This window comes from Candidatus Nanopelagicales bacterium (assembly GCA_028687755.1).
In the GTDB taxonomy this organism is placed as follows: domain Bacteria; phylum Actinomycetota; class Actinomycetes; order S36-B12; family S36-B12; genus UBA11398.
The window spans coordinates 50,379-76,357 of sequence record JAQTZL010000008.1 but is presented as its reverse complement, the minus strand read 5'-3'; the positions used below and the strand labels follow the sequence as shown (position 1 = coordinate 76,357).

General features: G+C 55.4%; 29 protein-coding genes and 1 pseudogene. 9 read left to right on the top strand and 21 right to left on the bottom strand.

What is annotated here, in order from left to right; all coding sequences use genetic code 11:
• Positions 1 to 191: 191 nt before the first annotated feature.
• Both PHN51_10015 and PHN51_10010 read right to left on the bottom strand, forming a co-directional pair.
• Positions 192 to 596, bottom strand: a pseudogene (locus tag PHN51_10015) (metal-dependent transcriptional regulator).
• A 40-nt stretch (positions 597 to 636) separates the two neighbouring features.
• Positions 637 to 1,368, bottom strand: coding sequence for a hypothetical protein (locus PHN51_10010; protein ID MDD2819108.1), 732 nt, complete (start codon positions 1,366 to 1,368; stop codon positions 637 to 639).
• 51 nt (positions 1,369 to 1,419) lie between these two features.
• Between PHN51_10010 and PHN51_10005 the strand changes: the two genes are divergently transcribed.
• Genes PHN51_10005 through PHN51_09995 form a run of 3 tightly spaced genes read left to right on the top strand, consistent with a single transcriptional unit; the run spans position 1,420 to position 3,867 of the window.
• Positions 1,420 to 2,775, top strand: a complete 1,356-nt coding sequence (locus PHN51_10005) for a deoxyribodipyrimidine photo-lyase (protein MDD2819107.1) — start codon at positions 1,420 to 1,422, stop codon at positions 2,773 to 2,775.
• Between the two features lie 25 nt (positions 2,776 to 2,800).
• Positions 2,801 to 3,583, top strand: a complete 783-nt coding sequence (locus PHN51_10000) for a ParA family protein (GenBank protein MDD2819106.1) — start codon at positions 2,801 to 2,803, stop codon at positions 3,581 to 3,583.
• The gene (locus PHN51_09995; protein MDD2819105.1) at positions 3,580 to 3,867 is read left to right on the top strand and encodes a hypothetical protein; all 288 of its coding nucleotides are present in this window, start codon (positions 3,580 to 3,582) and stop codon (positions 3,865 to 3,867) included. Before PHN51_10000 ends, PHN51_09995 begins: the two co-directional genes overlap by 4 nt.
• 4 nt (positions 3,868 to 3,871) lie before the next feature.
• Here the strand turns inward: PHN51_09995 and pdxH are convergent, their stop codons facing one another.
• Positions 3,872 to 4,558, bottom strand: a complete 687-nt coding sequence (gene pdxH, locus PHN51_09990) for a pyridoxamine 5'-phosphate oxidase (protein MDD2819104.1) — start codon at positions 4,556 to 4,558, stop codon at positions 3,872 to 3,874.
• Positions 4,559 to 4,608: 50 nt separating this feature from the next.
• On the opposite strand from pdxH, the gene serC reads away from it, so the two are divergent.
• Together serC and PHN51_09980 are read left to right on the top strand one after the other, a co-directional pair.
• Positions 4,609 to 5,733: a phosphoserine transaminase gene (serC, locus tag PHN51_09985; protein MDD2819103.1), complete on the top strand. Its 1,125-nt coding sequence runs from the start codon at positions 4,609 to 4,611 to the stop codon at positions 5,731 to 5,733.
• Positions 5,730 to 6,905 (top strand): MFS transporter, encoded by a 1,176-nt coding sequence (locus PHN51_09980; protein MDD2819102.1) that lies wholly within the window; start codon positions 5,730 to 5,732, stop codon positions 6,903 to 6,905. The genes serC and PHN51_09980 overlap by 4 nt, the downstream gene beginning before the upstream one ends.
• Here the strand turns inward: PHN51_09980 and PHN51_09975 are convergent.
• Both PHN51_09975 and PHN51_09970 read right to left on the bottom strand, forming a co-directional pair.
• The gene (locus PHN51_09975; protein MDD2819101.1) at positions 6,902 to 7,717 is read right to left on the bottom strand and encodes a hypothetical protein; all 816 of its coding nucleotides are present in this window, start codon (positions 7,715 to 7,717) and stop codon (positions 6,902 to 6,904) included. The two genes, PHN51_09980 and PHN51_09975, sit on opposite strands and share 4 nt — an antisense overlap.
• 106 nt (positions 7,718 to 7,823) lie before the next feature.
• The gene (locus PHN51_09970; GenBank protein ID MDD2819100.1) at positions 7,824 to 9,278 is read right to left on the bottom strand and encodes an NCS2 family permease; all 1,455 of its coding nucleotides are present in this window, start codon (positions 9,276 to 9,278) and stop codon (positions 7,824 to 7,826) included.
• 77 nt (positions 9,279 to 9,355) lie between these two features.
• On the opposite strand from PHN51_09970, the gene PHN51_09965 reads away from it, so the two are divergent.
• Complete coding sequence (locus tag PHN51_09965) at positions 9,356 to 9,580, top strand: hypothetical protein (protein MDD2819099.1); 225 nt, start codon at positions 9,356 to 9,358, stop codon at positions 9,578 to 9,580.
• Between the two features lie 29 nt (positions 9,581 to 9,609).
• Here the strand turns inward: PHN51_09965 and PHN51_09960 are convergent, their stop codons facing one another.
• Positions 9,610 to 10,383, bottom strand: coding sequence for a DUF3027 domain-containing protein (locus PHN51_09960; protein MDD2819098.1), 774 nt, complete (start codon positions 10,381 to 10,383; stop codon positions 9,610 to 9,612).
• Positions 10,384 to 10,459: 76 nt separating this feature from the next.
• On the opposite strand from PHN51_09960, the gene PHN51_09955 reads away from it, so the two are divergent.
• Complete coding sequence (locus PHN51_09955; GenBank protein ID MDD2819097.1) at positions 10,460 to 10,912, top strand: hypothetical protein; 453 nt, start codon at positions 10,460 to 10,462, stop codon at positions 10,910 to 10,912.
• 9 nt (positions 10,913 to 10,921) lie between these two features.
• Positions 10,922 to 11,569, top strand: coding sequence for a TMEM165/GDT1 family protein (locus tag PHN51_09950; GenBank protein ID MDD2819096.1), 648 nt, complete (start codon positions 10,922 to 10,924; stop codon positions 11,567 to 11,569).
• A 7-nt stretch (positions 11,570 to 11,576) separates the two neighbouring features.
• On the opposite strand, the gene PHN51_09945 is transcribed toward PHN51_09950, so the two are convergent.
• Both PHN51_09945 and PHN51_09940 read right to left on the bottom strand, forming a co-directional pair.
• Entirely contained in the window at positions 11,577 to 11,960 is a 384-nt protein-coding gene (locus PHN51_09945) for a cold shock domain-containing protein (protein ID MDD2819095.1), read from the bottom strand.
• A 47-nt stretch (positions 11,961 to 12,007) separates the two neighbouring features.
• Positions 12,008 to 12,154 (bottom strand): hypothetical protein, encoded by a 147-nt coding sequence (locus tag PHN51_09940; GenBank protein ID MDD2819094.1) that lies wholly within the window; start codon positions 12,152 to 12,154, stop codon positions 12,008 to 12,010.
• A 33-nt stretch (positions 12,155 to 12,187) separates the two neighbouring features.
• On the opposite strand from PHN51_09940, the gene PHN51_09935 reads away from it, so the two are divergent.
• A complete protein-coding gene (locus tag PHN51_09935) occupies positions 12,188 to 12,424 on the top strand; it encodes an Asd/ArgC dimerization domain-containing protein (protein MDD2819093.1) in 237 nt (78 codons plus the stop codon).
• A gap of 95 nt (positions 12,425 to 12,519) precedes the next feature.
• Here PHN51_09935 and PHN51_09930 read toward each other — a convergent pair whose 3' ends face one another.
• The 13 genes from PHN51_09930 to PHN51_09870 form a co-directional block, all read right to left on the bottom strand.
• Positions 12,520 to 13,536 (bottom strand): ABC transporter ATP-binding protein, encoded by a 1,017-nt coding sequence (locus tag PHN51_09930; protein MDD2819092.1) that lies wholly within the window; start codon positions 13,534 to 13,536, stop codon positions 12,520 to 12,522.
• A gap of 1 nt (position 13,537) precedes the next feature.
• Complete coding sequence (locus PHN51_09925) at positions 13,538 to 14,554, bottom strand: ABC transporter ATP-binding protein (protein MDD2819091.1); 1,017 nt, start codon at positions 14,552 to 14,554, stop codon at positions 13,538 to 13,540.
• A gap of 51 nt (positions 14,555 to 14,605) precedes the next feature.
• Positions 14,606 to 16,180 carry an ABC transporter substrate-binding protein gene (locus PHN51_09920; GenBank protein ID MDD2819090.1) on the bottom strand — a complete coding sequence of 525 codons (1,575 nt, stop codon included), beginning with the start codon at positions 16,178 to 16,180 and terminating at the stop codon, positions 14,606 to 14,608.
• A gap of 63 nt (positions 16,181 to 16,243) precedes the next feature.
• Positions 16,244 to 17,155 (bottom strand): ABC transporter permease, encoded by a 912-nt coding sequence (locus PHN51_09915; GenBank protein MDD2819089.1) that lies wholly within the window; start codon positions 17,153 to 17,155, stop codon positions 16,244 to 16,246.
• Positions 17,152 to 18,108, bottom strand: a complete 957-nt coding sequence (locus PHN51_09910) for an ABC transporter permease (protein ID MDD2819088.1) — start codon at positions 18,106 to 18,108, stop codon at positions 17,152 to 17,154. Before PHN51_09910 ends, PHN51_09915 begins: the two co-directional genes overlap by 4 nt.
• A 579-nt stretch (positions 18,109 to 18,687) precedes the next feature.
• Positions 18,688 to 18,837: a YdeI/OmpD-associated family protein gene (locus tag PHN51_09905; protein MDD2819087.1), complete on the bottom strand. Its 150-nt coding sequence runs from the start codon at positions 18,835 to 18,837 to the stop codon at positions 18,688 to 18,690.
• Positions 18,834 to 19,112 (bottom strand): DUF1905 domain-containing protein, encoded by a 279-nt coding sequence (locus tag PHN51_09900; protein ID MDD2819086.1) that lies wholly within the window; start codon positions 19,110 to 19,112, stop codon positions 18,834 to 18,836. The genes PHN51_09905 and PHN51_09900 overlap by 4 nt, the downstream gene beginning before the upstream one ends.
• Before the next feature lie 89 nt (positions 19,113 to 19,201).
• Positions 19,202 to 19,576, bottom strand: a complete 375-nt coding sequence (locus tag PHN51_09895) for a hypothetical protein (protein MDD2819085.1) — start codon at positions 19,574 to 19,576, stop codon at positions 19,202 to 19,204.
• A 66-nt stretch (positions 19,577 to 19,642) separates the two neighbouring features.
• Positions 19,643 to 21,277 (bottom strand): chaperonin GroEL, encoded by a 1,635-nt coding sequence (gene groL / locus PHN51_09890; GenBank protein ID MDD2819084.1) that lies wholly within the window; start codon positions 21,275 to 21,277, stop codon positions 19,643 to 19,645.
• Positions 21,278 to 21,415: 138 nt separating this feature from the next.
• A complete protein-coding gene (locus PHN51_09885; protein ID MDD2819083.1) occupies positions 21,416 to 22,663 on the bottom strand; it encodes an extracellular solute-binding protein in 1,248 nt (415 codons plus the stop codon).
• Between the two features lie 5 nt (positions 22,664 to 22,668).
• Positions 22,669 to 22,965: a DUF3263 domain-containing protein gene (locus PHN51_09880; GenBank protein ID MDD2819082.1), complete on the bottom strand. Its 297-nt coding sequence runs from the start codon at positions 22,963 to 22,965 to the stop codon at positions 22,669 to 22,671.
• A 60-nt stretch (positions 22,966 to 23,025) separates the two neighbouring features.
• Entirely contained in the window at positions 23,026 to 23,787 is a 762-nt protein-coding gene (locus PHN51_09875; GenBank protein MDD2819081.1) for a CPBP family glutamic-type intramembrane protease, read from the bottom strand.
• Between the two features lie 49 nt (positions 23,788 to 23,836).
• Positions 23,837 to 25,972, bottom strand: coding sequence for a DEAD/DEAH box helicase (locus tag PHN51_09870; GenBank protein ID MDD2819080.1), 2,136 nt, complete (start codon positions 25,970 to 25,972; stop codon positions 23,837 to 23,839).
• Between the last annotated feature and the right edge of the window lie 7 nt (positions 25,973 to 25,979).

The following is a 25,979-nucleotide window of genomic DNA, read 5'->3' as shown; positions in this document are numbered from 1 at the left end:
GTGCGCTGAACCATCACAGCTGATCCAGGAATCGCTCCGACCCGCCGTAGCTGCACCATCGTTGTTGCGCTCTCTTGAATTGGCTCCGCAATTCTGCGCACGATCACTCTGGAGGCTTCTTTTCCAACTGCTTCTGTGAGTGACTGCATCGCCATGCCGTGAGCGCTATCGACCGCGGGGTTCAGTGCATCTAACCCAGGAATTGGATTCCCATATGGCGATTCGGTTGGGTGACCCAAGATCTCAAGCAAGCGTAATTCCACCGGCTCGCTGATGACATGCTCCCAGCGGCAGGCTTCAGCGTGGACGTCTTCCCATGGAAGTCCAAGGACATTCACCAATAAACACTCTGCGAGCCGATGCTTACGCATCACACTAATCGCAGCTTCGCGACCGGCAGGGGTGAATTGAAGTTGGCGATCAGGCGTTACAACAACAAGGCCATCACGTTCCATTCGAGCAACGGTCTGCGAAACCGTGGGTCCACTTTGGTGAAGTCGTTCAGTGATGCGCGCCCGCATTGGGGCTATGCCCTCTTCTTCAAGTTCAAAGATGGTGCGCAAATACATTTCAGTGGTATCGATTAGTGCACTCACACCCATCTCCTTTCATTGCTTAAGTGAGGTAACCCTCACCTTAGGCTCCAAGGAGTGCAGCGATCAACAGGGATAGGGAAAAGCCAGCCACGACGAGCCCGCCCGTCCACAGGCGTTCAATAGCAAAACTCTCCGGCAACATCGTGTCCGAGATCATCGCCAGCAGAGCGCCAGCCGCAAAGGTCTGGGCAACACCTGTCCAGGTTCCGTCATCTGATGCCAGAACTTCATGACCCAGCACGGCACTGCCTGCGCTGGTCACCACCACGGCAGACCACAACAACAACACCTTGGCAAGCGGCCACTTTCGCTCGCGCAGACCTGCCGATGCAGCCATACCTTCGGGAACGTTCGATAAACCAATGCCAAGCAAGAGCGGCATGCTCACACCACCACTGAGCACACTCAACCCAAGCACAAAGGATTCCGGGACTCCGTCCAATGCGCTACCCAGCACGATCGCCATGGGGTTACTGGGGTCTTCTTGACCAGGTTGCGGGTTCTTCCGTGAACTGCCACGGCGCTCAATGGCCCGACTGCCCAGAACAAAGACCATCGCGCCCGCAAGCAACGAGATAGCCACTGCAGTCATGGAAAGGGATGTTTGAGCATCTGCCACTAAGTCGTAGGCAACTGAACCAATGAGCAGGCCACTACCCAATGCCATCACGACGGCGGTCACCTTGGGTGCCGGTTTGAATGCATAAGCCAAGAGCGCACCCAGAATCAATGTGGCTGATGAAAGTGCCCCAAAGAAGGCTGCGCTGATCACATATTCAGTTTGGCAGAAAAGCTTTCTCCCCCATACCAATACCCTTATCCGGTGCCAACAATCATGTGGTTTCGTCGTGATCTCAGACTTCTCGATAATCCTGCCCTTCTTGGCGCATATGAGGCTGCCATGGCTGATGGAGACGGTGCAGTGGTGCCGCTCTTTGTCGTTGATCCAGTGCTCTGGGAAAAGGCCGGACCGGTTCGTCAAAATTATTTAGTCGCATCTCTCGACTCGCTCGGTGCGAGCATGAACCGGTCGCTATTGATTCGTCATGGCGATCCTGCAGTCATCCTCCCCCAAGTTGCGAAAGCCGCAGCTGCCACGAGTGTGCACATCGCAGCCGACTACGCGCCATATGGAATGCGTCGCGATCTCAAGGTTGAAAAGGCACTTGGAAAGACTCCACTCGTTCGCACAGGTTCTGCATATGCAGTTGCACCGGGCCGCGTGACAAAAAGCGATGGCACGCCTTACCGAGTCTTCACTCCATTTTATCGGGCATGGATGACTCACGGTTGGCGTGCGCCAGCTGCTGATGTTCCCGCAGATATCACGTGGCTCATGCCAATGGAATGCGAGGGAAGGCCAACAGCACCAACGCTTTCAGACATCACCTTGCCACCTGCTGGAGAAAAAGCAGCTTGGGAACAATGGATGCACTATCGCGAAAACAACCTCGCCCAATATGCCAGTGAACGTAACCGACCAGATCTCAACACCACGAGCAAACTCAGCCATCACTTGCGTTGGGGTGAGATTCATCCTCGATCATTGCTCGCTGAATTACATGATGATGAAGATGAAGTTTTTCGAAAGGAATTATGTTGGCGAGAGTTCTATGCCGACGTACTTTTCCAAGCACCAACATCCGTGAATACTTCGCTCAATGCCAAGTACGACAACATGGACTGGGCGCACGGCCCTGAAGCGGATCGCGCATTTGAAGCATGGGCTTTGGGTCGAACCGGTTTTCCGTTAGTCGATGCAGGCATGCGCCAACTTCGCACCGAGGGATGGATCCACAACCGCGTACGTATGGTCGTAGCAAGTTTCCTGATTAAAGACCTACATATTCAATGGCAACGAGGCGCCAAAGAATTCATGTACTACCTGCGTGATGCAGACCTGGCCAGCAACGTGCATGGCTGGCAATGGACTGCGGGCTGTGGAACAGATGCTTCGCCCTTCTACCGAGTCTTTAATCCAATTTCCCAGGGCTTGAAGTTCGACCCCGACGGTGATTACGTGCGCAAGTACCTGCCTGAGTTGCGGCATTTGGCCGGCAGTGCGGCCCATGAACCATGGGATCAACCTGACGGCTACGCCCATGGGTACCCCAAGCGCATCGTCGATCATGCTGTTGAACGCTTGACTGCACTGGCTGCCTATCAGGAGATCCGCTAACTACCAACCCCTACGATTGCTGGCTATGCCGACCTTCTCTGTTGTTTCCATGAAGGGCGGGGTTGGCAAAACATCTGTCACATTGGGTTTAGCCAGCGCTGCTTGGAACCGAGGACATCGAGTTCTGGTTATCGACCTAGACCCTCAGGCCAATGCAAGCATGGGCTTACGTGTTGATGAGCCGACCTTCACGGTGAACGACGTACTTGCTGACGCTCGTCCAGGTATTGCTTCCGATGCCCTCCATATTTCACCTTGGGGCGAAAACGTTCATGTCCTTGCCTCTGAACGTTCCCTTGAACATCGCAACACCGTTGAGGGTCGCCATTCATCACTTCGGCTTCGCGCAGCATTGGCAAGCTTGCCGCATTCATATGACTGCGTTCTCATTGATTGCCCTCCTTCCCTTGGCGAACTCACCCGCAATGCGTTGAGCGCGAGTGACAGCGCACTGATCGTGACCGAACCTGGATTTTTCGCACTTCGCGGCGCCGAACAAGCTTTAGAAGCCGTCGAAGTTATCCGGAGTTCAACAAACCCATTGATGAAGGCAGAGGCCATCATCATTAATAAGGCACGGCCATCTGTTGCAGAACAACGCCACCGCATTGAAGAGTTGCGCACAAACTACGGAACACTCGTCAGCCAAACACTTGTTCCAGAACGCAATGCAATCCAGCAAGCAGAGGCTGCAGGTATGCCGATCCATGCGTGGGAATCACCGGCTGGAATTGAGTTAGCACAAATCTTTGACGCGCTTTATAACGAAATCATGCCGATTCGTTTTTCAACGGAGGTAACGCGATGAGTACCGACAAGCCTGCCTTCGATCCCACTCCGCGCCCGGCTCTTGGCAAAGCATCAGATGCAGTGTGGCATCCAACCTTGCCCCGCGACCATGAGGAGCGCGCGCCGTTGAGCACTGGTGCAACATCGGATGCGTTACTTGGACCTAAGCGCGACAAACTTGTTGAACTCAACGTTGAGGTTCCCAAATCAATTCGCAAAGCTCTCAAGAATGAAGCAGACAAGCGTGGCATGAGTGTGGATCAGTTGATCACCATGCTTGCACGTAATTATTTGGGCCGCTAAATCTTTATGGTGAAAGTCGTTCAACAGCCCACGCACTGGGATCATTGAATTTCCCGGATTCGATCGTGCGGTGAAAACGCAGTCGGTCATGCAGCCGCGATGGCCTTCCCTGCCAAAACTCAATCGTGCGCGGAACGATTAACCAACCACCCCAGTGATCCGGCATGGGGATGTCTTGGGGATACCTGCGCGAAAGTTCATCAAAGCGCGCATCCAAGATCGACCGATCTGTAATCACTGTTGACTGCTCACTAACCCACGCACCAATTTTTGAATCACGCGGACGCGTACTGAAATATTCTTGGGCTTCCGTTCGACTAATTGGCGACGCTGAACCAGAGACACACACCTGCCGGTGCATGGCAAACCACGGGAAGACAACAGAGGCGTGGGGATTCTCCCAAATCTCGCGGCTCTTTCGCGATTGCAAGTTGGTGTAAAAAATGAAGCCGCGTTCATCAGCGTTCTTCAACAAAACGGTGCGGCTACTTGGCTGGCCGGTCTGGTCCGCCGTTGAAAGGACCATGGCATTTGGTTCAGGTAACTGCGCAGCAACAGCTGCCTCCAGCCAAACCTGGAAAGCCGAGAGTGGGTCAGCAGGCAGATCACCGATATCGAGGTGACCCTGGTCATAGTGCACCCGAAGATCTGCTAGCCGAGTTGGCGCTTGGTCAGGGTTCTCTAGACTCATACCTGCATCCCACCACGGGAGCGCCTCGCAATGAGCAAATGGAGCGTTCTGTGTCTGACAACATCCAGATTCCTACTGACCTACTTCCTGTTGATGGCCGCTTTGGTGCGGGCCCATCTAAGGTGCGTAAAGAGCAGGTTGACGCTCTTTCAGCGGTATGGCAGAGCTACTTGGGTACTAGTCACCGTCAAAAGACGGTGAAGTCACAGGTTGGTCGCCTTCGCTCAGGTCTGTCAGATCTGTTCTCCCTCCCTGAGGGCTACGAAGTTGTGCTCGGCAACGGCGGCTCAACGGCGTTCTGGGATGCAGCTGCCTTTGGTTTGATCCGGGATCGCGCTCAGTTCCTGTCCTTTGGTGAATTCGGCGCCAAGTTTGCCAGCGGTGTGAAGGATGCGCCGTTCCTGGGTGAACCAACCATCCGCAAGTCAGAGCCAGGCGATGCCCCTGCTTTTGTTGCTGAAGCCGGCGTTGACGCGTACTGCTCACCGCATAACGAAACCTCAACTGGCGTTGCGGTGACACCGAAGCGCGTTGCTGGCGCTGACGCTGATGCGTTGATGATCATCGATGCGACTTCTGCTGCAGGTGGCCTGATGGTTGATGCAAAGGAATTCGACACCTACTACTTCGCTCCGCAAAAGAGCTTCGGTTCAGATGGTGGTTTGTGGTTCGCGCTGATGTCACCGGCCGCGATCGCTCGTGTTGCTGAGATCAAGGCAACCAACCGCTGGATCGCACCGTTCTTGGACCTGCAGACCGCAATTGATAACTCGGTTCAGGACCAGACCTACAACACCCCTGCACTTTCAACAATCTTGATGATGGCCGAGCAGGTTGACTGGTTCAATAGCAACGGCGGTTTGAAGTGGGCTGCAGGCCGCACCGCTGAATCATCAGGAGTGTTGTACGACTGGGCAGAAGCTAACCCGCTGGCAACTCCGTTTGTTACCGATCCAGCAAAGCGTTCAGGTGTGGTCGCAACCATCGATATCGACGACTCAATCGATGCAACCTTGATCTGCAAGGCACTTCGCGCCAACGGTGTTGTCGATACTGATCCGTACCGCAAGCTTGGCCGCAACCAACTTCGAGTTGCCGTGTTCCCATCAGTCGATCCTGACGATGTGCGCGCACTGACTCGCTGCATTGATTACGTCATTACTCAGCTTTCGTGACGCTAGCTCCTGCTCGTCCGGTACGCGATCGCTCAACTTGGATCTGCTATTTGCAGGGCGGCTTCTTTGCGTGGTTCATCTACGCCTTCGGAGCCACCCAAGCGTTACTTCGTGACGAGCAGGGAACCACTCGTTCAATTGCCGCCTTGCATGGAACCTTCCTTGCAACAGGAAGCCTCGTAGGTTCACTTCTCGCGGGTAAAGCACTGCTCAAATGGGGTCGTGGAATCGTCATGCGGGTTGGTGGAATCGGAGCCATCATCGGCATCCTGATCTACACCACACCCAATGGCTCATTCCCCGTGACCTTGGCCGGAGCCTTCTTCGCAGCGCTGTGTGGGTCATTTTTTACTTCTGGACTCAACGCATTCTTGATGGATCATCAAGGAGATGCCGGTCCAAGTTCACTCCTTGAGGCCAATGCAGTCGCCGCCTTCATGGGTCTTGCCGGACCGCTGGTAGTTGGTGTCACCACTGCAACGTTTTTCGGTTGGCGTGCAGGCGTGTGGGTCGCTGTTGCCGCGTTGATTGTCGTTGAATTTGCGCGGGGTCGAGACCTGTCGGGTTACCGGACTGATGCTGAAGAACTCAAACATGAACGCACCGACAAGATGCCTCGCGAGGTGTACTGGAGTTTAGGTTTGTTTATGTGCTTTCTGGCCACTGAGTTCTCAATGACGTTTTGGAGTGCAGATCTTTTACGCGAACGTTGTGGTTTTGCAGCAGGAGCAGCGGCTGCATCCATTGGCGCAATCACAGGAGGCATGCTGATTGGGCGACTCATCGGAGCACGTCTTGCAGAGCGTCACCCTGCAGATTTTTTGCTACGTGTTTCTGTTGTGCTCGCACTTGTTGCTTTTGCACTTGCATGGAGTTTTACCTGGTGGCCAGCTGTAATCCTGGGCTTGGCACTTGGCGGACTTGGGCTCAGCGTGCAGTCACCCTTAGGCATCGCACGAACAATGCAAGTCTCCAATGGTTTAACAGACCGTGCATCAGCACTCGCCCTCGTTGCCGGAAGTATCGCTGTGGCATCGGCGCCAATTGCCTTAGGCGTGTTGGCTGATCATGTTGGTTTCCACACTGCGTTCTTGATGGTTCCTGTCTTTCTCGGACTCGCACTCGTGATCTTGCTGGTGCGTCCGGTCAAACCAGTTGTAAGAATTAGTTAAGGAATAGCAACGCGGAGCAACCGATGATCACGTTCACTCGCGATGAGTAGTGCTTTTCCATCTGCTGCCCAAGTAATTGCTTCACCCTGTAATTGCCCAGGTAGATCAAAGGTTTTCGAGGGCTTACCTACGGGCAAGCCGTGGTAGATCGTCGCATCAAAGTAAGTACGCAACACGTAGCGGTCACCTTGCGGCGACACTGCGCCATCGGTGATTAACCCACCTTCGGTGTGCAACTTAATCGCTGTGTTTCTTTGTTGTAGTGGATTAGGTAGCGCATACAAACTTCCGTGCGCTAATTGTTTTGTCACAATCCATAACTGAGGAGTAGCTGGATCCGCGAGCAGGGTCTCTGCGTTATGCGACATATCTGGATAGGTGAATCGATAGGTCGATGCACTGAGAGTTTGTGAGTCAAGGCTCTTGGGTTCACGGATTTTAAGTACCTCCACGAAGGGCCACGAATCTTTGTTATCGCCGATGTCGCCAAGCCAGAGAACTGGACGACCCTTGGCATCTCTGCCGGATGCGATCGCTTCGTAGTCTCGCGACCGAACGCCGCGGATAGTCAGCGTCGCCTTGGTTTTACATGTGCGTTCATCCACCGCGTAGATTCGCGGCCCTCCTGAAGAGTCGTTGTGAAGGTACAACGTGCCCGGGAATGCTTGCGAGCGAGTGATCCCACTGATTTCATCGAAGCGTTGATCAGTGAACGTGCATTGAACGTTCCACGGCGGAACTGCGGCCCGTGCGGGAGTGAGTCCCAAGAAAAAAACGAGTGGCGCTAGCAGAAAAGCAAAAAGTCGGGTCATGAGCCAGCGAACGCCGCCGCAACCACCACCGCGATGAGCGATGCGAGCACCACGAGGGTGATGATGCGGCGGGCCTTAGGACTCATGACCCGACCTTAAAGCTTTACTACCCGGATACGCCAAGCAGCTGCTCAATTGGGTTGATCGCGAAGTACAAAACAAAGGCGATTGAGATAACCCACATCAGCCAGTTGATTTCCTTGATCTTGCCGGTTGCGATCTTGATGATGACCCAGCTCACGAAACCAGCACCAATGCCGTTGGTGATTGAGTAGGTGAATGGCATCAAGGCGATCGTCAAGAAGGCAGGGATGCCGATCGAGTAATCGGTGAAGTCAATGTGACGAATTTGCGTCATCATCAAGAAACCAACAATTACCAGAGCCGGCGTTGCAGCCTCGTAAGGAATCACTGTGACCAGCGGCGAGAAGAACATTGCGATCAAGAACAGCAGACCGGTAACCAATGATGCGATACCAGTGCGTGCACCTTCACCGATGCCTGATGCTGACTCGATGTATGCAGTGTTGCTCGAGACCGAACCCACACCGCCAGCGACTGCTGCGAGTGAGTCGACAACAAGGATGCTCTCGAAGTGAGGAATGTTTCCTTCTTCATCAAGCAAATCAGCTTCAGTGGCAAGACCAAAAGCGGTGCCCATGGTGTCGAAGAAGTCAGAGAGCATGAGCGAGAAAATCGCCAGGATTGCTGCAACAACGCCGATTGATTCAAAACTGCCAAAGAGGTTGAACTGACCAAGCAATCCAAGATCCGGGGTAGCAGCAATTGACTCTGGCACCTTAGGAACGTTCAGGCCCCAACCAAGTGGGTTATCTGTTGACTTGGCTCCAACGCCTGCCACGGCTTCAATAATCATTGCAACCACGGTCGTAGCCAGAATGGAAATCAAGATTGCGCCCTTGACCTTGCGCACCAACAACACGATGGTGATGATCAAACCGATCACGAAGGTCAGAATTGGCCAGCCTTGAAGCTCACCGAAGAATCCGAACGAAATAAGTGGAACACCCGAGCGAACAATGCCCGAGTCCACTAAACCGATGATGGTGATGAACAAACCAATACCCACGCCAATTGCGTACTTAAGCTGCTCTGGCACTGCCTTGAAGACAGCAGAGCGGAAGCCGGTGAGTACCAACAACAGAATCAACAAGCCTTCAAGCACTACAAGACCCATGGCGTCTGCCCAGGTCATCTGAGGGGCAAGGGTGAAGGCAACGAAACCGTTGAGGCCAAGGCCGGCAGCAATAGCAACCGGGAAACGGCCAATGGCACCCATCAGGATTGTCATGAGGCCAGCAACGAGGGCTGTTGCTGCGGTGACCATCGTGATTGACTGAAGAACATCTGTGTTTTCGCCGATGAACTGACCGTTCACATCTTTTGCAGTACCAATGATCAGTGGATTCAGCACTACGATGTATGCCATCGTGAAGAAGGTGACAAATCCACCTCGGATTTCACGGCTGTAATTGGATCCGCGTGCGGATAGTTCGAAATACTTGTCGAAGCCAGATTTTGGCTCGGTACTAATGGACATGCACCCTCGGGTTGATGAATGGCCGGAGACTAGCGTGAGAACTCCATCAACTGTTGGACATGAGGGAAGGCAGCACCATGAGTCGGACAAGTGCCTATCGGGCAGAGCCAGGTTCAGTGGCTTCAGCGCAAGTTGCTGTCCGAATTGGCACGCTAGCTTGGGTGATCGCCGGCGTCGTTGGTGCCGTCGTTTTGAAGACACAAGACGGAAATGTCCAGCAATGGCTGCTGATGTCAGCTATCGCAATTACCAGCGGGGTTTTAGGTTTGGTGTTTTTGCGGCGCAAGGCCCAAGGGAAGTAACCGCTCCTGGAATTCAATTCGAACAGTGTTTAGGAGTGGCCTAAATCCCCAGCTTCATCTGGCAGGGATCCCTCAGCGGGCTCAACGGGTGGTTCAACGAGAACCTCGGAATGCGCACCGCAGCCAAAGCCCAAACTCACGATGCGCCCGTCTGCCGCACCAAGTTCATTAGCGCAGATTCCAAAAGCCTGACCAACCACACCACCCACAGTTACCAAGAAGCCACAGGTTGAACATTCATGGGCTGCATTTCTCGCCATTGCTGTCTGCGGGCCCGTGTCACCTACGTGCCACCTATGAGCCGCCGCTTCACGCCCAAGTGGAGAAAGCACGCGAGCTCGACCAAGACCAAGTTCCCACTGACCTGGCGTCAATGGAGCAAGGGAGGCCACACCTTCAAGTTCATCTTCGCCAGTGAGTCCGGCGATGAGTCGTTGGTCATCTGCTGGAGTGGGCAGGATGTCGCCGACACCAAGGTCACCTGGTTGAACCCGTTCACTCCATGGCACCCAAGCTGGGGCAACCAGGGCCTGCTCCCCCGGCATCAAGACCACATCGTTGACCGTGACCGAATCAGTGCCAGCCGCACGCACGACAAGGACAGCCCAATTCCAACCGACATAGGCGGGGTTGAGACAGGTATAAAGGTGGGTTGCTATGTGATCGGCGTCCATCATGGCGCTGACAAATTCACCGACATATTCCGCGCCAACTTCTCCGATTAGGGCGTCGCGGGTCAGTTCCTGAGCATCAAGAAGCCGCGGATCGTCCACGATGGCCACTTGAGTGTCGATGTCAGTCACAGGTCGATTCTCGCGTACCTATGACCCGTGCTGAACCCCCGGGGGCAAAACACCAGCAATCCCGTAGGCTGCGGGCGTGATGATTCGTCGAATTGCCCCTGTCGTTGCCCTTGGTATTGCTGCTCTTGCGCTTTCCGGATGTACAAAGCCTGCGCCGGCTGTGTCTGTGGTCAGCGGCGTCAACAGCGTGAATGAAGAGGCACTGTGCTGGGACTTCAATGTCGACGAAGCAGGCCTTAACTGCCAAAACCTGGCCACCAACTTGGAAGATGCACTGCCTAGCGCTCTCAGCGTTCCATCAATGGTGGGTAACACCGTGGGCATCAGCGTTGACCCAGTAGTCGCAGAAGAAGGTTGGACCGCATTCTTCAATGGCCAGCCACTGAGTCCAGAACCCATCACAGAGACCTACTTCCGTTTCACTGTTCCAACTGGCACAACACTGAATGCCGAAGGAACTCCGCTTGCTGTTGCTTCAATCAGCAACAACAAGATGCGCGGTTTGTGGTTGTTCAAAATCACGAACTAGTAGTTCACCTTGAATCAAACGTTCGACCTTGGGATTGCATTAACGACGTTTTTCGTTATTTTCCTTGCTGAACTTCCAGATAAGAGTTTCATTGCATCATTGGTGCTCGCGACTCGTTTTCGACACCTCTACGTATGGCTCGGTGTCAGCGCTGCATTCTTCATTCAATGCCTTATCGCCGTTACAGCTGGCGGGTTTATTGCACTTCTGCCGCAGGAACCGGTTCTTGCTGTTACTGCCATATTTTTCTTGGCTGGTTCAATCGTTTTAATTCGCGGGGGCTTGAAATCGCGGGCCCAGGAAGCACAAGAAGAAGCAGCTGAAGAATCAGAAGTTTTAGCAAAAGTTGGCGCGTCGTCTACCGAATCCGTGCGTCGCACAATCATCACAAGCTTTGTTGTGATCTTTGCGGCCGAATGGGGTGACCTCACTCAGATTTTTGCTGCTGCTCAAGCTGCGAAAACAGGGCAGCCGTTCACCGTATTTGTTGGTGCTTGGATTGGGCTGATCGCTGTTGCTGGTATTGCAGTAGTGCTGGGTCGCTGGCTGCAACAGCGCATCCCTTTATCGCGCGTACGTATCGCTTCGGGATTAGTGCTATTGGCCCTTGCAGTGTGGACTGCAACTGAATTTTTCCAAGCGCTCAGCACGCCTTAACAGGAAATTAAATGTCGAGGTCGTTGGCAACCGCGCGCAACACTGCGGCGGTTTTTTGTGCCATGACATCTGCAGGGTACTTACCCCGCTGAAGCTGCGTGGCCACGCCATCAAGCAACTTGATGAGGTCTTCAACGAGGCCAGCAAGATCGCCAGCAGGCTTGCGGCTGCCCTTGACCACAGAAGGGGTCGGGCCAATGATCTTGACTGACAGTGCCTGCTTACCGCGCTTGCCGTCAACGATGCCGAACTCGACCTTTGTTCCAGGCTTGAGTGCCGTGACGCCATCAGGCAGCGTAGACACATGGACGAAGACGTCTTCACCTTCGTCTGATGCGAGAAAGCCGAAGCCCTTCTCAGTGTCGTACCACTTCACGGTTCCTGTAGGCATGGGTCAAGGGTACCCAGCGACCCTTGGGTTGGGGCCGCTCGGGTGACTCAGGCCACTTGGGCCAGAGGGATTTGAGCACGAACCTGTAACTCCAGGTCAGAAAGTTTCCCGATTCCGGGGATGGACACATCCACTTCTTCGAAGGCAGCCGTGCCCCGCACGTCAAGATCCATTCCGCCTGCCTGACCGGTCACTCACTCTCGATCAACGCTGAGTTTGATCGAGCAATCACTGTCGATGAGGCAACAGCATTGCTGAGCAGCGCACCTGGTGTGTCAGTGGTTGATGTGCCAACTCCATTGGCAGCTGCGGGCACCGATCCGTCGCTGGTCGGTCGCATCCGCCAAGACCAGTCGGTAGCGGACGGTCGAGGCTTGGTGTTGTTTGTCGGCAACGACAATCTTCGCAAGGGGGCGGCGTTGAACGCTGTTCAGATTGCTGAACTGGTTGCCGCAGGTCTCTAGCAGTAGCGCCTCTCATCGGTGAAAGTGGTCCGAGATGTCATCGGTGACACATGTGACGTAAGGCACGAAAGCCAGTCTGTGAGTCATGTGTCACCTCAGGGTGCCGCGATCTCGACCGACGAGTTGGGGATAGGCGGAAGCGGGAAGTGGCATGCAACAAATTGTCCGGGCGATACCTCTTGCATGAGCGGTTCCTCTGCGGCGCACTTGTCCTGCACCTTGGGGCAGCGCGTGCGGAACCTACAACCACTGGGGGGCGAAAGAGGAGAAGGAACGTCGCCTTCGAGGGCAGGCCCTCCGAATGCGACGTCAGGATCTGCCTGAGGCACGGAGTCCAGGAGCGCGCGAGTATATGGGTGAGCTGGGTGGTTGTAGACAGCCTCCGGCTCACCGAACTCGCAGACCTTACCCAGGTACATCACCATCACTCGATCACTCACTGTGCGTACTACGCCCAAGTCGTGCGAGATGAAGATGATGGTGAGGTTGTGTTCGGCTTTGAGGTCTTCAAGGAGATTCAGAACCTGTGCTTGAACGGATACATCAAGTGCCGAAACCGGCTCATCGCAAATGAGGAGGTCAGGGCGCAGGGCCAACGCACGTGCGATCGCGACTCTTTGCGCCTGGCCTCCTGAGAGAGCCCGCGGTAAGGCCTTGGCAAACCGTTCACCCGACAGTCCGACCTGGCTCAGCACATCTTTCGATGTCTGCTTCCGCTCCTCCTCCGGCCGCTTGGCTACTGCAAGGCCCTCGACGACTATGTCTTCCACCCTTCTCCGCGGATTCAACGAGGCGATCGGATCTTGGAAGATCATCTGCATCTCGCGTCGAAGCTTGCGCATCTCGCGTTCGCTTGCACGCTCGATTGACTCGCCTTTGAAGGAGATCTGTCCCGATGTCAACCGGTCGAGTCGAAGCACTGATCGGCCTGTTGTGGACTTTCCGCAACCAGACTCGCCAACGATGCCCAAGGTCTCGCCGCGTACCACGTCGAAGCTCACTTTCGATACTGCTTGGACCAAGCCGCCTGAAGTCGGATACTCGACCACCAGATCCTTGACCGAAAGCAGTGCTTGTTCGTCACGCAGGTGTGCTGTACCGCTACCAGCCATGTCAGCGTCCCCCTTGTCCAACGTTCACGGTGTCCCGCGCTGCATGCTCGACAGGGTGCAGGCAGGCGAACTGGTGTTCTGTACTCGCTGTGGTCAACGCTGGTCCTGGATCGATGCACGCAGGTGTGCTGAATTCGCATCGCGGAGCAAAGCGGCATCCCTCCGGGGGGCTCACGGGATCAGGCAGGGAGCCATCGATGACGCGGAGCCTCTGATGCCGTCCCGTGGCAATCGATGGTGTAGCGCCAAGAAGGGCTTCGGTGTACCGGTGTCGGGGGGACTCGAAGACTTCGCGAGTGGGGCCAGTCTCGGACAGCCTCCCTGCATACATCACCGATACACGATCCGTTCTGCCGGCCACGACTGAAAGATCGTGGCTGATGAGCATCATGGCCATGCCGCGTTCGCGCTGCACAGATCTCAGAAGATCAAGGATCTGCCGCTGAATCGTCACGTCCAGTGCGGTGGTGGGCTCGTCGGCAATCAGCAGCACTGGCTCACACGCCAACGCGATGGCAAGCATGACGCGTTGGCGCATGCCTCCAGACATCTCATGGGGGTAGTTGCGAAGACGAGGTTCAGGATCCGGGACCCCCACTTCAACGAGAAGCTGCAGGGCGCGGGTGTGAGCCTCGCTTTTGCTGACGCCGAGATGCTTTCGCATGCCCTCTGAGATCTGGCGCTCCACCCTCACTACTGGGTTCAGCGATCGCCCCGGGTCCTGGAACACCATGGCGATCTGATTGCCCAGCAGTTCCTGCTTCTCCTTCTTGGAAAGCGAGAAGAGGTCTCTTCCCTGAAGGCGAACCTCGCCTGTGCAGGCTGAGCGTGGGGGCATCAGGCCCATGATCGCCCGGGCCATGATGGACTTCCCAGAGCCCGACTCACCAACGACTCCCAACGCCTGCCCTGCCTCAAGGTTCAATGAGACATCATCGACAGCGCGCACGGACCCTCGTGGGGTTCCGATATGCGCTCGTAGATGCTGCACCTCGAGCAAGGGGGTGGTGTTCGTCATGATGAGTCGGGCCTCCTGGGAATCAAATGGAGCTGTCAGCAATCCGCACTTCTATGGCTGCATCCACAGTCCTTCAGTGACAAGTGAGCCACTGCCGTAGTACTCGATGCCGCCTCCGAACTTCTTTCCTGTCCAGAAGAAGCCCTGAGGTGAGACGTACCAGAGGTAAGGATTCAGCGACGTAATCCGATCCTGAGCGATCGCGTAGGCATCCTTGCGCTCACCGATGTCAGTGGCCTGGCGTCCGGTGTCGAGCGCATCATTGAGCACTGGATCATTGATGCCGCTGGTGTTCCCCTTCGAATCCCCGTGGAACCAGGTGTACATCTGGGTCTCCGGATCCAGGAAGTTCGTTCCGGAACTCATCGCCTGGAAGTCACCACTGAGCGACTTGCCCTGTGCAGTGGGGAAGTCGAACTCCTCCACCTTGACGGTGACGTTCTTGTAGGTCGACATCTGTGCCTGGATCGCCTGAGCGACGGTATTGCTCGGTGGCAGCGAGTACGCGGTCAGCGTGATCGCCACGGGCTTTCCCTGCTTTGCTGCAATCTCATCGAAGAGCGCCTGCGCTTCGGTGGCATTGAACTGCGTGATCTGCGTTCCGGTGTAGAACGGGGCATCAGCATTGAACAGCGATGTTGGCAGTTCTGCCCCGCCTTCGTAGACAACCTCGTTGATGAGGCTGATATCGATCGCCTTCACGAAGGCTTCTCGTACCTTGGGATCATCGAATGGCGCCTTGCGGAAGTTCAAGGCGAAGCCATTGCCGCCATTGAGCATCACCTGGTAGGTGCCGTAACCGGCAGCCTCGGCCTTCTGAGTGTTGTCGGCCTTGTTATCCACAACAATATCCACGCCATCTGCCTGGAGGGTGTTCAGGCGTTGTGCGGAATCCAGCACCGTGCGGATCGTGAGGGAGTCGAGGTACGGCTTTGGCGCATTCCAGTACGAGGGGTTCTTGGACAGTTCCATCTTGTCCTGGCGAATCCAGCTCTTCAATGTGAAGGGACCGGCACCAATGGGATTTGCATCGAACGCCTCTGAGCCCTTCTCCAGCGCGGCAGGGGAAGCGATCCAGTTCAGCGACGAGACTGTGATGCCCTGCCCGAAGTTCGGATTGGGCACTCCCATTGTGAATTGCATGGTCAGGTCATCGACAACTTTGGTAGAGGTCACCTGCGCAGCTGTGCCCAACGAAGCGGATCCCAACTCGGGATTCTTCATGCGATCCCAATTGAACTTCACGGCCTCAGCATTGAGTGCGGAGCCGTCGCTGAAGGTGACGCCAGGCCGGAGCTTGAGGTCGAAGGTCTTGCCAGCGTCACTCGACGTCAGGCTCTCTCCGATTGAGGGTATCAATTCGTACGTGGTGAGGTCCTGCGTGAAGAGCGTTCCGTAGAGCGAGGTTCCCACGGGAGCGCTTCCCGAGTAACCCACCGTGATCTTCGCCGGATCCAGACTGGTTGGCTCCGTCATCATCAGGAGTGATGCACTACCGCCCGCTACAGGCTCGCCTGAGGTGGTTCCACCTGTGCTGGATACGTCTGCCTCTCCACCTCCACCGCATGCCGCAAGCACGAGTGCTGCGACACTCACCATGGTGGTGGTGAGGATCGATTTTCTCATTCGTTTCATCGAGTTCCCTTCGGTTGTGTTGTGAATGATGAATGCATTCCCCACTCGTTGGTACTAGTCCTGCATCGTGCGATCAAGGCGAACCCGGAGAAAGTCTCCAGCCTGATTGAGTGAGAACACAGCCAGGAAGATGACTCCTGCTGGAATGAATACCAAGGCTGGATAGTTGGCGATCACGTCTTTGCCGGATGCGATCATCCCGCCCCAGCTTGGAGTTGGCGGAGGGATGCCGAGTCCAAGGAAGCTCAAAGAACCTTCCGCGACGATGAGAGCTGCGATGACAATCGGCAGGTAGGTGGCGATTGGCGGCAGTACATTCGGCAGCAGTTCCCTAGCGATGATCCGGGTGTTTCCAGCTCCCATATTGCGCGCTGCTCGGATGAACTCACGAGCATTCCATGCAATCGTGGTCGCCCGCGACAATCGCACGAACGTGGGCACCACAATGAGGGTCAATCCGATCATCATCGTCTGCAAACTCGGGGTCAAGATGGAAGAGAGCGCAAGCAGGAGGATCAGCGCGGGGAAGGCCAAGAGGGCATCAGTGACAATAGTGATGACCGCATCAATCTTTCGTCCGAAGTACCCGCCGATCATCCCCAGCGTCGTACCGATGGTGAAGCCGGCTATCCCTGAAACGGTTCCGACCAATAGTGAGACTCTTGCTCCATAGACGAGCCTGGCCAGAACGGATCTACCAAGTTGATCAGTGCCCAGCAGCATCTCAATTGAGCCGAACTGTGGGGGCTGGCGTGGCCTTCCTATAGGAACCTCGTAGGAGCCAATCGGCAGCAGGCTGGCAAACAGCGCCGAGAAGACAACCAACGCCAGCCACGCGAACGATAGATACACCATGACGGAGCGCGTCTTCTGCGTCGCCGGAACCAGCGGATCATTTGCGGGGGCGAGGCCTGTTCCGCCGGATAGCGGCTCCGCCATATCGCTTGTATGCACGGTTGTCGTCATGAGGTTGATCCTTTGCGCACTCTTGGATCCAAGAATCCGTAACTGAAATCAATGAACGTATTGATTACGACATAGACGACAGCGGTGAATACGACCACACCCGTTGCCATCGTGATGTCGCGCGCAGATATGGAAGTGACCACCAACTGTCCCAAGCCAGGCAGCGAGAACAGGCTCTCCACGATGACCGCGCCACCAATTGCTCGACCGAGGTTGATGCCGAAGAGGGTGACAAGGGAGAACGATGACGGACGAAGTGCGTGCCGCACCAGCACAAATGATCCAGTCATGCCTTTTGCCCGTGCTGCTGCGATGTAGTCCTCGCGCAATGTGGTGATGAGATCGGTGCGTAAGAGCCGGTGGAAGGAAGCAATCTCGGGAAGGGCAATTGCAAGAGCCGGGAGAAATGCAGAACGCAAGTTCAGCAGGAGTCCGTCTTCCTCGATGCGACTCCACCCGTTGACCGGGAAGAGATTGAATTGCACTGCGAGCAGGTAGATGAGCACGGGCCCAGCAACGAACGCGGGGATCGACAGGAACATCGACGAGAATGCATTGATCACTCGATCCGTGCGAGAACCCGGGCGCGTGGCGGAGATGATCGCTAGGGGCACTGCAATGACGAGTGCCATCGAAACCGCAAGAATTGCCAACTCAAGTGTGACGGGAATTCGCTCGATGATGGCAGACGTTACCGACTGACCTGTGATTGCTGAGTTGCCTAGATCTCCTTGCAGCGCATTGATCATCCAATTCCAGTACTGCACCAGAATTGGCTGGTTCAATCCCAGCTTCTCATTTAGTGCTGCCACCTGCTCAGCCGTGGCATTCTCGCCCAGGATCACGCCGGCAACGGAACCAGGAGCCAGACTCAGCATCGCAGTGACGGCAAATGTCACAATCAATATCACGAGCAAGCTCCGTGCAATTCGGCTTGAAGATGATCGCAACATCTCGCCACCTCTCAGTCGGAAAGCACTGGGCACCTCTCTGGGTAGCGCAGAACTGATAGTATGAGTGCACTGAGAGTGAGCGTCAACCGCTTTTCGCCAATTGAATGTCGGATTTACATTTCATTTTGCGCGGGACTGCCCCGAGTGTGATTGCCTCCTGACCAGTGAGGATTCGCTAGCGTTGTGGGAGCGAAATGCCAAGCGACAGACCGCAAGAGATCTCAGCAGATATGAAGATCCGGATCAGGATGTCTAAGCCCGTGAATGAAGTTGTTTCAGTGAGATGGAATGTGGCACGTGGAACTGGAGCCCTTATGTAGAGGAATGAATTCTCGTGGGATCTTCGTGAAGGTGTGGTGCTGTTTGCACGAGCTATTTGTCGGCGTGAAGCTAGCAGTTCACACACAATCTACGCGTATCGCTCAATCTACGCGTACCGCCGCCCATCCACGCATTCCATCGGCTCATCTGCTTCTCGTCCAGAAGACAACGCGATCGCATTCCCCCATTTGTGGCTGCAAAGCAATGCAGATCGCTGAACTGGTTGCCGCAGATCTCTCACATCATCGTGTGCTCGCCTCAGTGCGTCTTCTTTCCTGCTTCAAGGGACTCGATGCTCTTCAGCACTCGCGCTGATCGGGTCTCGTCCTTCTTGGCATCTTCAATCCACAGCACGTAGCCGCGATGATTGCTGAAGGACAGGCTTGCGAAGGAGTCTCTCGCCGTCATATTCTCCGCAGCTCGGAGGCGAGGTCGGCCGGGACGCTGACTTCACGAGGGGCCGGTTCGACTGCCAATCCATCCGTGATGCTCTCGCCGGCTTTGATGCCTGCAGCTTCACGATTCTCAGTGCTCACAGGAATCAGGTAGCGACCGTTGTACGGCGCACTCGTAGTCCAGTATGAGTGCTTCTTGATCGTCACGACGACCGGAACCCGCTTGCCGGCTGAAGTGGCTGCAGCGTTGCTCGACGAAGGCATCGTGCTCGGTGAAGGCGCGCTCATGTCGCTCGTGGCAGAACTGCGACGGGAGTACTTGGGTCTTGGTCCCCTCGATGCCCTTGTTCGTCAGCCCGGAGTGACTGATGTGTTGGTCAACAGTGCGCACGACGTCTGGATTGACCGGCACTGAGGTGTAGTTCAAGCTCCAGATCCACCGCAACACGCCCTGAGGTGGCCACACCCCCCACGAGCAGTGGATCCACTCCAGCAGGCCCTGAACCCACGTACATCAGTTCCTTGGCACCGTAACTGGAGAGGAATGCACTCAGGCCTAGATCCAAGAGGAAGTTGCCGGTCTTGGTTCTGTCTATCCCCAGACTCATCGTGAGTACACAGCCGGCAGCATCGATAGTGAGATCGGCGGAGTCAACGGGCGCGGTCAGGGTGAGGTTCTTGCCGTTGACCTGTGAGGTGAGCGTCAAGGCAACTGCTGCAGGAGTTTTACTCCAGGCTCCGGCAATGATCATTTGCTGACCCTATGCAACGAGCGGCACCCCAAAGGGATGCCGCTCGTTGAAATGCTGTGCGTTGAACTAGAAGTCCATGCCGCCCATGTCGCCACCAGGCATTGCTGGAGCAGCCTTCTCAGGCTTGTCAGCAACAACAACTTCAGTGGTGAGGAACAGTGCCGCAATTGAGGCTGCGTTTTGGAGTGCTGAACGGGTGACCTTTGCAGGGTCGATGATGCCAGCGGCAATCATGTCGACGTATTCACCAGTTGCAGCGTTGAGGCCCCAACCTGCCTGAAGTTCGCGAACCTTTTCAGCGACGACGCCACCTTCAAGTCCTGCGTTTTCAGCGATCTGCTTCAACGGTGCACTCACCGCAACGCGAACGATGTTTGAACCAGTGAGCTGTTCGCCCGTAAGTCCAAGTGCATCGATCTTTGCTGAGGCTGAAGCCATAGCCTGAATCAAAGCGACGCCGCCACCAGGGACGATGCCTTCTTCGACTGCAGCCTTTGCGTTACGCACTGCGTCTTCGATGCGGTGCTTGCGCTCCTTGAGCTCAACTTCAGTTGCAGCGCCAACCTTGATGACTGCAACGCCGCCGGCCAACTTCGCCAAACGCTCTTGCAACTTCTCACGGTCGTAATCTGAATCTGAGTTTTCGATTTCTGCGCGGATCTGATTCACACGGCCGTTGATCTGATCAACATTGCCTGAACCTTCAACGATCGTGGTTTCGTCCTTGCTGACCTGCACCTTGCGAGCGCGGCCAAGAAGTTCGAGCCCTGCAGTTTCAAGCTTGAGACCAACTTCTTCGCTGATGACCTGGCCACCAGTAAGGATTGCAATGTCTTGCAGCATTGCCTTGCGGCGATCGCCAAAGCCTGGAGCCTTGATAGCAACTGACTTGAAGGTGCCACGGATCTTGTTCACGACGAGAGTTGAAAGCGCTTCGCCATCAACGTCTTCAGCGATGATCACCAATGGCTTACCTGACTGCATGACCTTCTCAAGCAGTGGAAGGAGATCCTTCACTGATGAGATCTTCTGGTTAGTCAGCAGGATGTATGGATCTTCGAGTTCTGCTTCCATGCGCTCTGGATCAGTCATGAAGTACGCAGAGATGTAGCCCTTGTCGAAGCGCATACCCTCGGTGAGCTCAAGCTCAAGACCGAAGGTGTTGCTTTCTTCAACAGTGATGACGCCTTCTTTGCCAACCTTGTCCATGGCTTCAGAGATGAGGCCACCAACTTCTGCGTCGCCACCGGCTGAAATTGCAGCGGTTGATGCGATCTGCTCTTTGGTTTCAACATCCTTTGCCATGGCTAGGAGCTCTGCACAGATAACGTCAACGGTCTTCTCGATGCCGCGCTTCAAGCCCATTGGGTTTGAGCCAGCGGCAACGTTGCGAAGACCTTCGCGCACGAGTGCCTGTGCAAGCACTGTTGCGGTGGTGGTGCCGTCGCCAGCTACGTCGTCAGTCTTCTTGGCGACTTCCTTGACGAGCTCTGCGCCGATTTTTTCGTATGGATCTTCGAGATCGATTTCCTTAGCAATGGAAACACCGTCGTTGGTGATGGTGGGAGCGCCCCACTTTTTCTCCAACACAACGTTGCGACCTTTAGGTCCAAGGGTGACCTTGACTGCGTCTGCGAGCACGTTCATGCCGCGCTCAAGCGAGCGACGAGCCTCTTCATCAAATGCGATGATCTTTGACATTGATCTGTTCCTCCAGGAACGCCGAGCGGAAAATGGCACTCTCAGGTGTCGAGTGCTAACCCATTTTTAGCACTCGGACCCTGAGAGTGCAAATAAGATTTCCCGGTTTCGCCAGGGGCGAAGTGGCCCAGATTGGGCTTAACCCCGGGCAGCGATGGCCTGAACCACGCTGTTTTGAGCGTCGGTGAAGGCAGGTACTGGCCCTTTTGCCCCTGAGCCCTTTGTCGTGACCGCCCAGGCCTTGCCTAGAGGAGCCCAGACCTCACCCATGGCAGGCACGTTTGGAATCGCAATACCGGCAGCGCCGGCAGCGCCAAAGGCCTTGAGGCGGGCATCGGTAACTCCCGAGACCGCTTTACTGCTGGCTGGCATCCGACGGGCAGCGTTGGCAAAGGCCGCCTGGATCCCAGCCTTCGATAATCCTTCAACGACGAAATCCGAAGCGGCCTTTCGAACCTGGTGAGCTTGGGCGTAAATCGTGACCATAAAGCCCTTCATCCCTAGCAATGGTGCTGGGGACTTTCCGCTCACCATGCCCGGCACTGAAGTGATCCGGTAACCGAAAGGTAAAGCGATGATCGCGTTGAGGTCCCACGGCCCGGTAATCCAAAACGGTGCTTTGCCTGCGGCGAAAGCGTCTTTGGCTTCCTGGGTATTCAGCGATGAGTCAATGACTCGTGCCGAGTTCCAGTCTTTAATCAGAGTCGAATATGCAAGAAAGGCCGGGTTTGCGATTCCAACATCACTGGTGCTGGCATTGCCTTTGTCGTCTTTGCCAAAGACATAGCCGCCAAGCCCGCTAAAGAAGGGATACATGTTGTAGGCGTTGCCATTTGCTCCCTGGCCCACGGCAACACCTGCGGTTGCTTTCTTGTTTTTCATCAAGCGGGTTGCAATCGCAACAACTTTTTTGAAGTCTTGTGGTTGCTTTGGCACCAGACTCACGTTGGTCACCATTGCAAGGTTTTCAAATTGCACTGGTACGCCAAAGATCTTGCCGTTATAACGGAAACCCGATAACACATTGGGTGGAAACACAGAGATGCGATCGCTACCAAGTACAAGGCTTCGCACTAACTTGGCGTCAACGAGCTCGCCTGTTGATTCATGCTCTGCTGCAATCACATCCGGTGCATCCGCAGACTTCACTGTTGTGAGTTCATCTTTGATCGCAGCCAAACTGTCTTTGACTACGACTTTGATTTTGGTGCCGCGGAAACCTTGCGGGAACTGCGCATTCAATACATCTGCGCGAATTTGGTCAGCCCACACCACGATTGGTGGATTTGCTGCTTGTGCGGTTGGAGCCAGAACCACAACGCCCGCAACCATGCCGAGCCCGACACAACTGACGAGCGCTTTACGCATTGCCCCCACAGCAGTCATGGGATTTAGCGTGACTCGAGCTCAACGCCCAAACGACGAGCTGAGCGTGCCTTTTGACGTGATGAACGCATGCGACGAAGACGCTTGACCAACATTGGGTCCAACTCCATTGCGGCTGGCTGATCGATCAAGCCATTGAGAATTTGGTAGTAGCGAGTAGCGCTCATATCGAAGAGGTCACGAATGGCCTGCTCTTTGGCGCCTGCGTACTTCCACCACTGACGCTCGAACTCCAGGATTTCCCGGTCGCGATCAGACAGTGCGGTGGCCTGATGACCAAAGCTCTGACGGGCAGCGTCCATGCCGAAATCCTTCCATGCGAACAACAGTGTGCCTATCGTAGATGGCAAACAACACCGTTGTCATTTAGGTCCGGATTTTGCCCCTCTGTCTCGAATTCTGATCAGGACCCAGCTAAAGGCATAACCAAGCCCGTTGGTTCCCCAGTGGAAGCCCATCGGGGCCAAAACGCTGCCAGAGACCAATCTCAGACCAATGAAGAGCACGCCCGAAACCCCTGTCGTGATCACGCTGATCAGCACGGCCAGGATGTTTGCGCGCCGTCCCTCCCCGACCATTGACCCCAAAGCAGGGTTCTGCTCATGGGTGCCAATCGAAGGCAAGATGTGCCAAAGGCCAAAGGCCAGGCAGGAAATCACGATGGCCCAGGTCAATCCAAAGCGCCGGGCCAACATGGCAAACAACACTGATCGAAAAGCGATCTCTTCGAGCAGCACTGTGCCAAGGGGAACTTCAATCAATGACTGAAACAGCACTCCTCGAGCACTGAGATCGGCCATCCGCTCATCATGAAAGGCGGTACGTGTGTGCTTGATCAGTGAACCGACGAAATAGACCAACGCAATTGCGCCGATGCATATCGCGGCCCATACGAGCCCTGGGATGAAGTAGCCCTTCCCAAGACCCATATCGGTCCAGGAACAACCATCGAGCAAACCAATCGCAAGAAAGACGACGGCAAACGCAAAGGCCCACAACAAGTAATGGGTTTGCGGCGCTACCCGATGATTGATGATGTTGAGTGCAATCAGCACGACAACAACAACCGCAAGCGGCCACAGCGCCAAACCTGAAACTTGCTCAGGTACGACCCAGTTAATCATCAAGGCTCCCGCCGTATTGCGAGCTCATCACTCGCGCAAGCGAGCCTAGTTAGCGACCCTTGCGAGCACTTGCTGGCGCGCCCTTGCGCTTTGCTGGGCCACTCTTTGCTGGACGCCCACCGGCTGCTGCTTTACGCGCAACTGACCCATGACGAGGCTTGTCGGCACGCTTTGGTGCGCCTGCACCTGAACGAGCTGGGCGATCGTCATATGAACGCGCAGGGCGATCACTGCTCGAGCGAGCAGGACGATCATCGAACTTGCGCGGAGCACGATCATCGAATGAACGTGGTGCACGGTCATCACGACGCGGAGCACGATCATCGTATGAACGTGCTGGACGATCGTTATATGTACGAGCTGGGCGATCACTGCTCGAGCGAGCCGGGCGATCATCAAATTTACGTGGAGCGCGATCATCGAACTTACGAGGTCCGCGATCATCGAAATTGCGTGGTGCGCGATCGTCACGACGCGGAGCACGATCATCGTAAGAACGCGCCGGACGATCGTTGCTCGAGCGAGCTGGGCGATCATCGAACTTGCGCGGAGCACGATCATCAAAAGAACGTGGTGCGCGGTCATCACGACGCGGAGCACGATCATCAAAAGAACGTGGTGCGCGGTCATCACGACGCGGAGCACGATCATCAAAAGAACGTGGTGCGCGGTCATCACGACGCGGAGCACGATCATCAAAAGAACGTGGTGCACGGTCATCACGACGCGGAGCACGATCATCAAAAGAACGTGGTGCACGGTCATCACGACGCGGAGCACGATCATCAAAAGAACGTGGTGGGCGATCGTTGTACGTGCGCGCTGGGCGATCTTCGTATGAACGTGCAGGGCGGTCATCAAAAGAACGTGGTGCGCGATCATCACGACGTGGTCCGCGATCTGAGCGCCCACCTGATGAGCGGCCACGATCGCCGCCACCACTGCCATAACGTGAACCACCGCGACCACCGCGAGCAGGCTCGCGTGGTGGGAACCAAGGCTCACCTGAAGGTTCGCGCGCACCTGTTACTTCAACCAAGTGCTGATCCATTGGGCGAACGCGCTTTACATCTGGGTCAACGCCCGCGCGTGAAGTAAGTGCCGAAACTGTGCGCTGTTGCTTTGGAGCGGCGAGGATGACAACGGTGCCGGACTCACCTGCGCGAGCCGTGCGACCGGCACGGTGCAAGTAATCCTTTGGATCACTTGGAGCGTCAACGTGTAGAACCAAAGAAATTCCATCGACGTGAATACCGCGAGCTGCAACGTCCGTTGCAACAAGCACTGGAGTCACGCCATTCTTAAATGCATCCAAGGTGCGAGTACGCACTGCTTGAGTCTTGCCACCATGAAGTGCGCCAGCGGCAACACCTTGTGACTGCAAGTGATCAGCGATGCGATCTACACCAGCTTGGGTGCGTGCGAACAAAATCGTGCGACCTTCGCGTGCAGCAATCTGCGTGGTGATGAGTTCTTTGTCCATCGGGTGCACGAGAAGAACGTGATGCTCCATCGTGTCAACGGATGCAGACGATGGTGCGAGGGAATGGGTAACAGGATTGTTCATGTATGCCTTGCGCAAAGCATCAACGTCGCCATCAAGCGTCGCACTGAACAACAAGCGCTGACTTCCTGGCTTGGTGAGGTCCAAGATTTCACGGACGATTGGCATGAAGCCCATGTCTGCCATCTGGTCAGCTTCATCAAGCACCGTGATTTCAACACTGCTTAAGTCAACGGATCCACGGTCCGCAAGGTCCATCAAACGACCTGGCGTTGCAACGAGCATGTGCACACCACGATCAAGTGCATCGATCTGCTTTGCGTATGGCATACCGCCGGCGATGAGACGCAAGCGAAGTTCAGCAGCATCTGCAATTGGGCGAAGTGTGTCATTGACCTGCATTGCCAACTCGCGGGTAGGCACCAAAATCAAGCTGAGTGGCTGACGGCGATGCGCGGTCTTACCAAGCAAGTTGGTCAGCGCCGCGAGGCCGAAGGCAAGGGTCTTTCCTGATCCTGTTTGGGCACGGGCCAGGACATCACGACCAGCAATTGCGTCAGGCAATGTTGCTACCTGAATTGCGAACGGTTCCATGATTCCTTGGCGGGCCAGAGCCGACGCGAAGGCTGGGTCAACACCAAGATCGGTGAACGAAGGATTTGAGGCAGGGGAAGTAGGCATAACAAAC

Bases quoted from the DNA above. Each gene is read 5' to 3' on its own strand.
- PHN51_10000 (MDD2819106.1), top strand. From the start codon at position 2,801: ATGCCGACCTTCTCTGTTGTTTCCATGAAGGGCGGGGTTGGCAAAACA.
- PHN51_09995 (MDD2819105.1), top strand. From the start codon at position 3,580: ATGAGTACCGACAAGCCTGCCTTCGATCCCACTCCGCGCCCGGCTCTT.
- pdxH (MDD2819104.1), bottom strand. From the start codon at position 4,558: ATGAGTCTAGAGAACCCTGACCAAGCGCCAACTCGGCTAGCAGATCTT.
- PHN51_09975 (MDD2819101.1), bottom strand. From the start codon at position 7,717: ATGACCCGACTTTTTGCTTTTCTGCTAGCGCCACTCGTTTTTTTCTTG.
- PHN51_09970 (MDD2819100.1), bottom strand. From the start codon at position 9,278: ATGTCCATTAGTACCGAGCCAAAATCTGGCTTCGACAAGTATTTCGAA.
- PHN51_09965 (MDD2819099.1), top strand. From the start codon at position 9,356: ATGAGTCGGACAAGTGCCTATCGGGCAGAGCCAGGTTCAGTGGCTTCA.
- PHN51_09945 (MDD2819095.1), bottom strand. From the start codon at position 11,960: ATGCCTACAGGAACCGTGAAGTGGTACGACACTGAGAAGGGCTTCGGC.
- PHN51_09930 (MDD2819092.1), bottom strand. From the start codon at position 13,536: ATGGCTGGTAGCGGTACAGCACACCTGCGTGACGAACAAGCACTGCTT.
- PHN51_09925 (MDD2819091.1), bottom strand. From the start codon at position 14,554: ATGACGAACACCACCCCCTTGCTCGAGGTGCAGCATCTACGAGCGCAT.
- PHN51_09920 (MDD2819090.1), bottom strand. From the start codon at position 16,180: ATGAGAAAATCGATCCTCACCACCACCATGGTGAGTGTCGCAGCACTC.
- PHN51_09915 (MDD2819089.1), bottom strand. From the start codon at position 17,155: ATGACGACAACCGTGCATACAAGCGATATGGCGGAGCCGCTATCCGGC.
- PHN51_09910 (MDD2819088.1), bottom strand. From the start codon at position 18,108: ATGTTGCGATCATCTTCAAGCCGAATTGCACGGAGCTTGCTCGTGATA.
- PHN51_09905 (MDD2819087.1), bottom strand. From the start codon at position 18,837: ATGACGGCGAGAGACTCCTTCGCAAGCCTGTCCTTCAGCAATCATCGC.
- PHN51_09900 (MDD2819086.1), bottom strand. From the start codon at position 19,112: ATGAGCGCGCCTTCACCGAGCACGATGCCTTCGTCGAGCAACGCTGCA.
- PHN51_09895 (MDD2819085.1), bottom strand. From the start codon at position 19,576: ATGATCATTGCCGGAGCCTGGAGTAAAACTCCTGCAGCAGTTGCCTTG.
- groL (MDD2819084.1), bottom strand. From the start codon at position 21,277: ATGTCAAAGATCATCGCATTTGATGAAGAGGCTCGTCGCTCGCTTGAG.
- PHN51_09885 (MDD2819083.1), bottom strand. From the start codon at position 22,663: ATGACTGCTGTGGGGGCAATGCGTAAAGCGCTCGTCAGTTGTGTCGGG.
- PHN51_09880 (MDD2819082.1), bottom strand. From the start codon at position 22,965: ATGGACGCTGCCCGTCAGAGCTTTGGTCATCAGGCCACCGCACTGTCT.
- PHN51_09875 (MDD2819081.1), bottom strand. From the start codon at position 23,787: ATGATTAACTGGGTCGTACCTGAGCAAGTTTCAGGTTTGGCGCTGTGG.
- PHN51_09870 (MDD2819080.1), bottom strand. From the start codon at position 25,972: ATGCCTACTTCCCCTGCCTCAAATCCTTCGTTCACCGATCTTGGTGTT.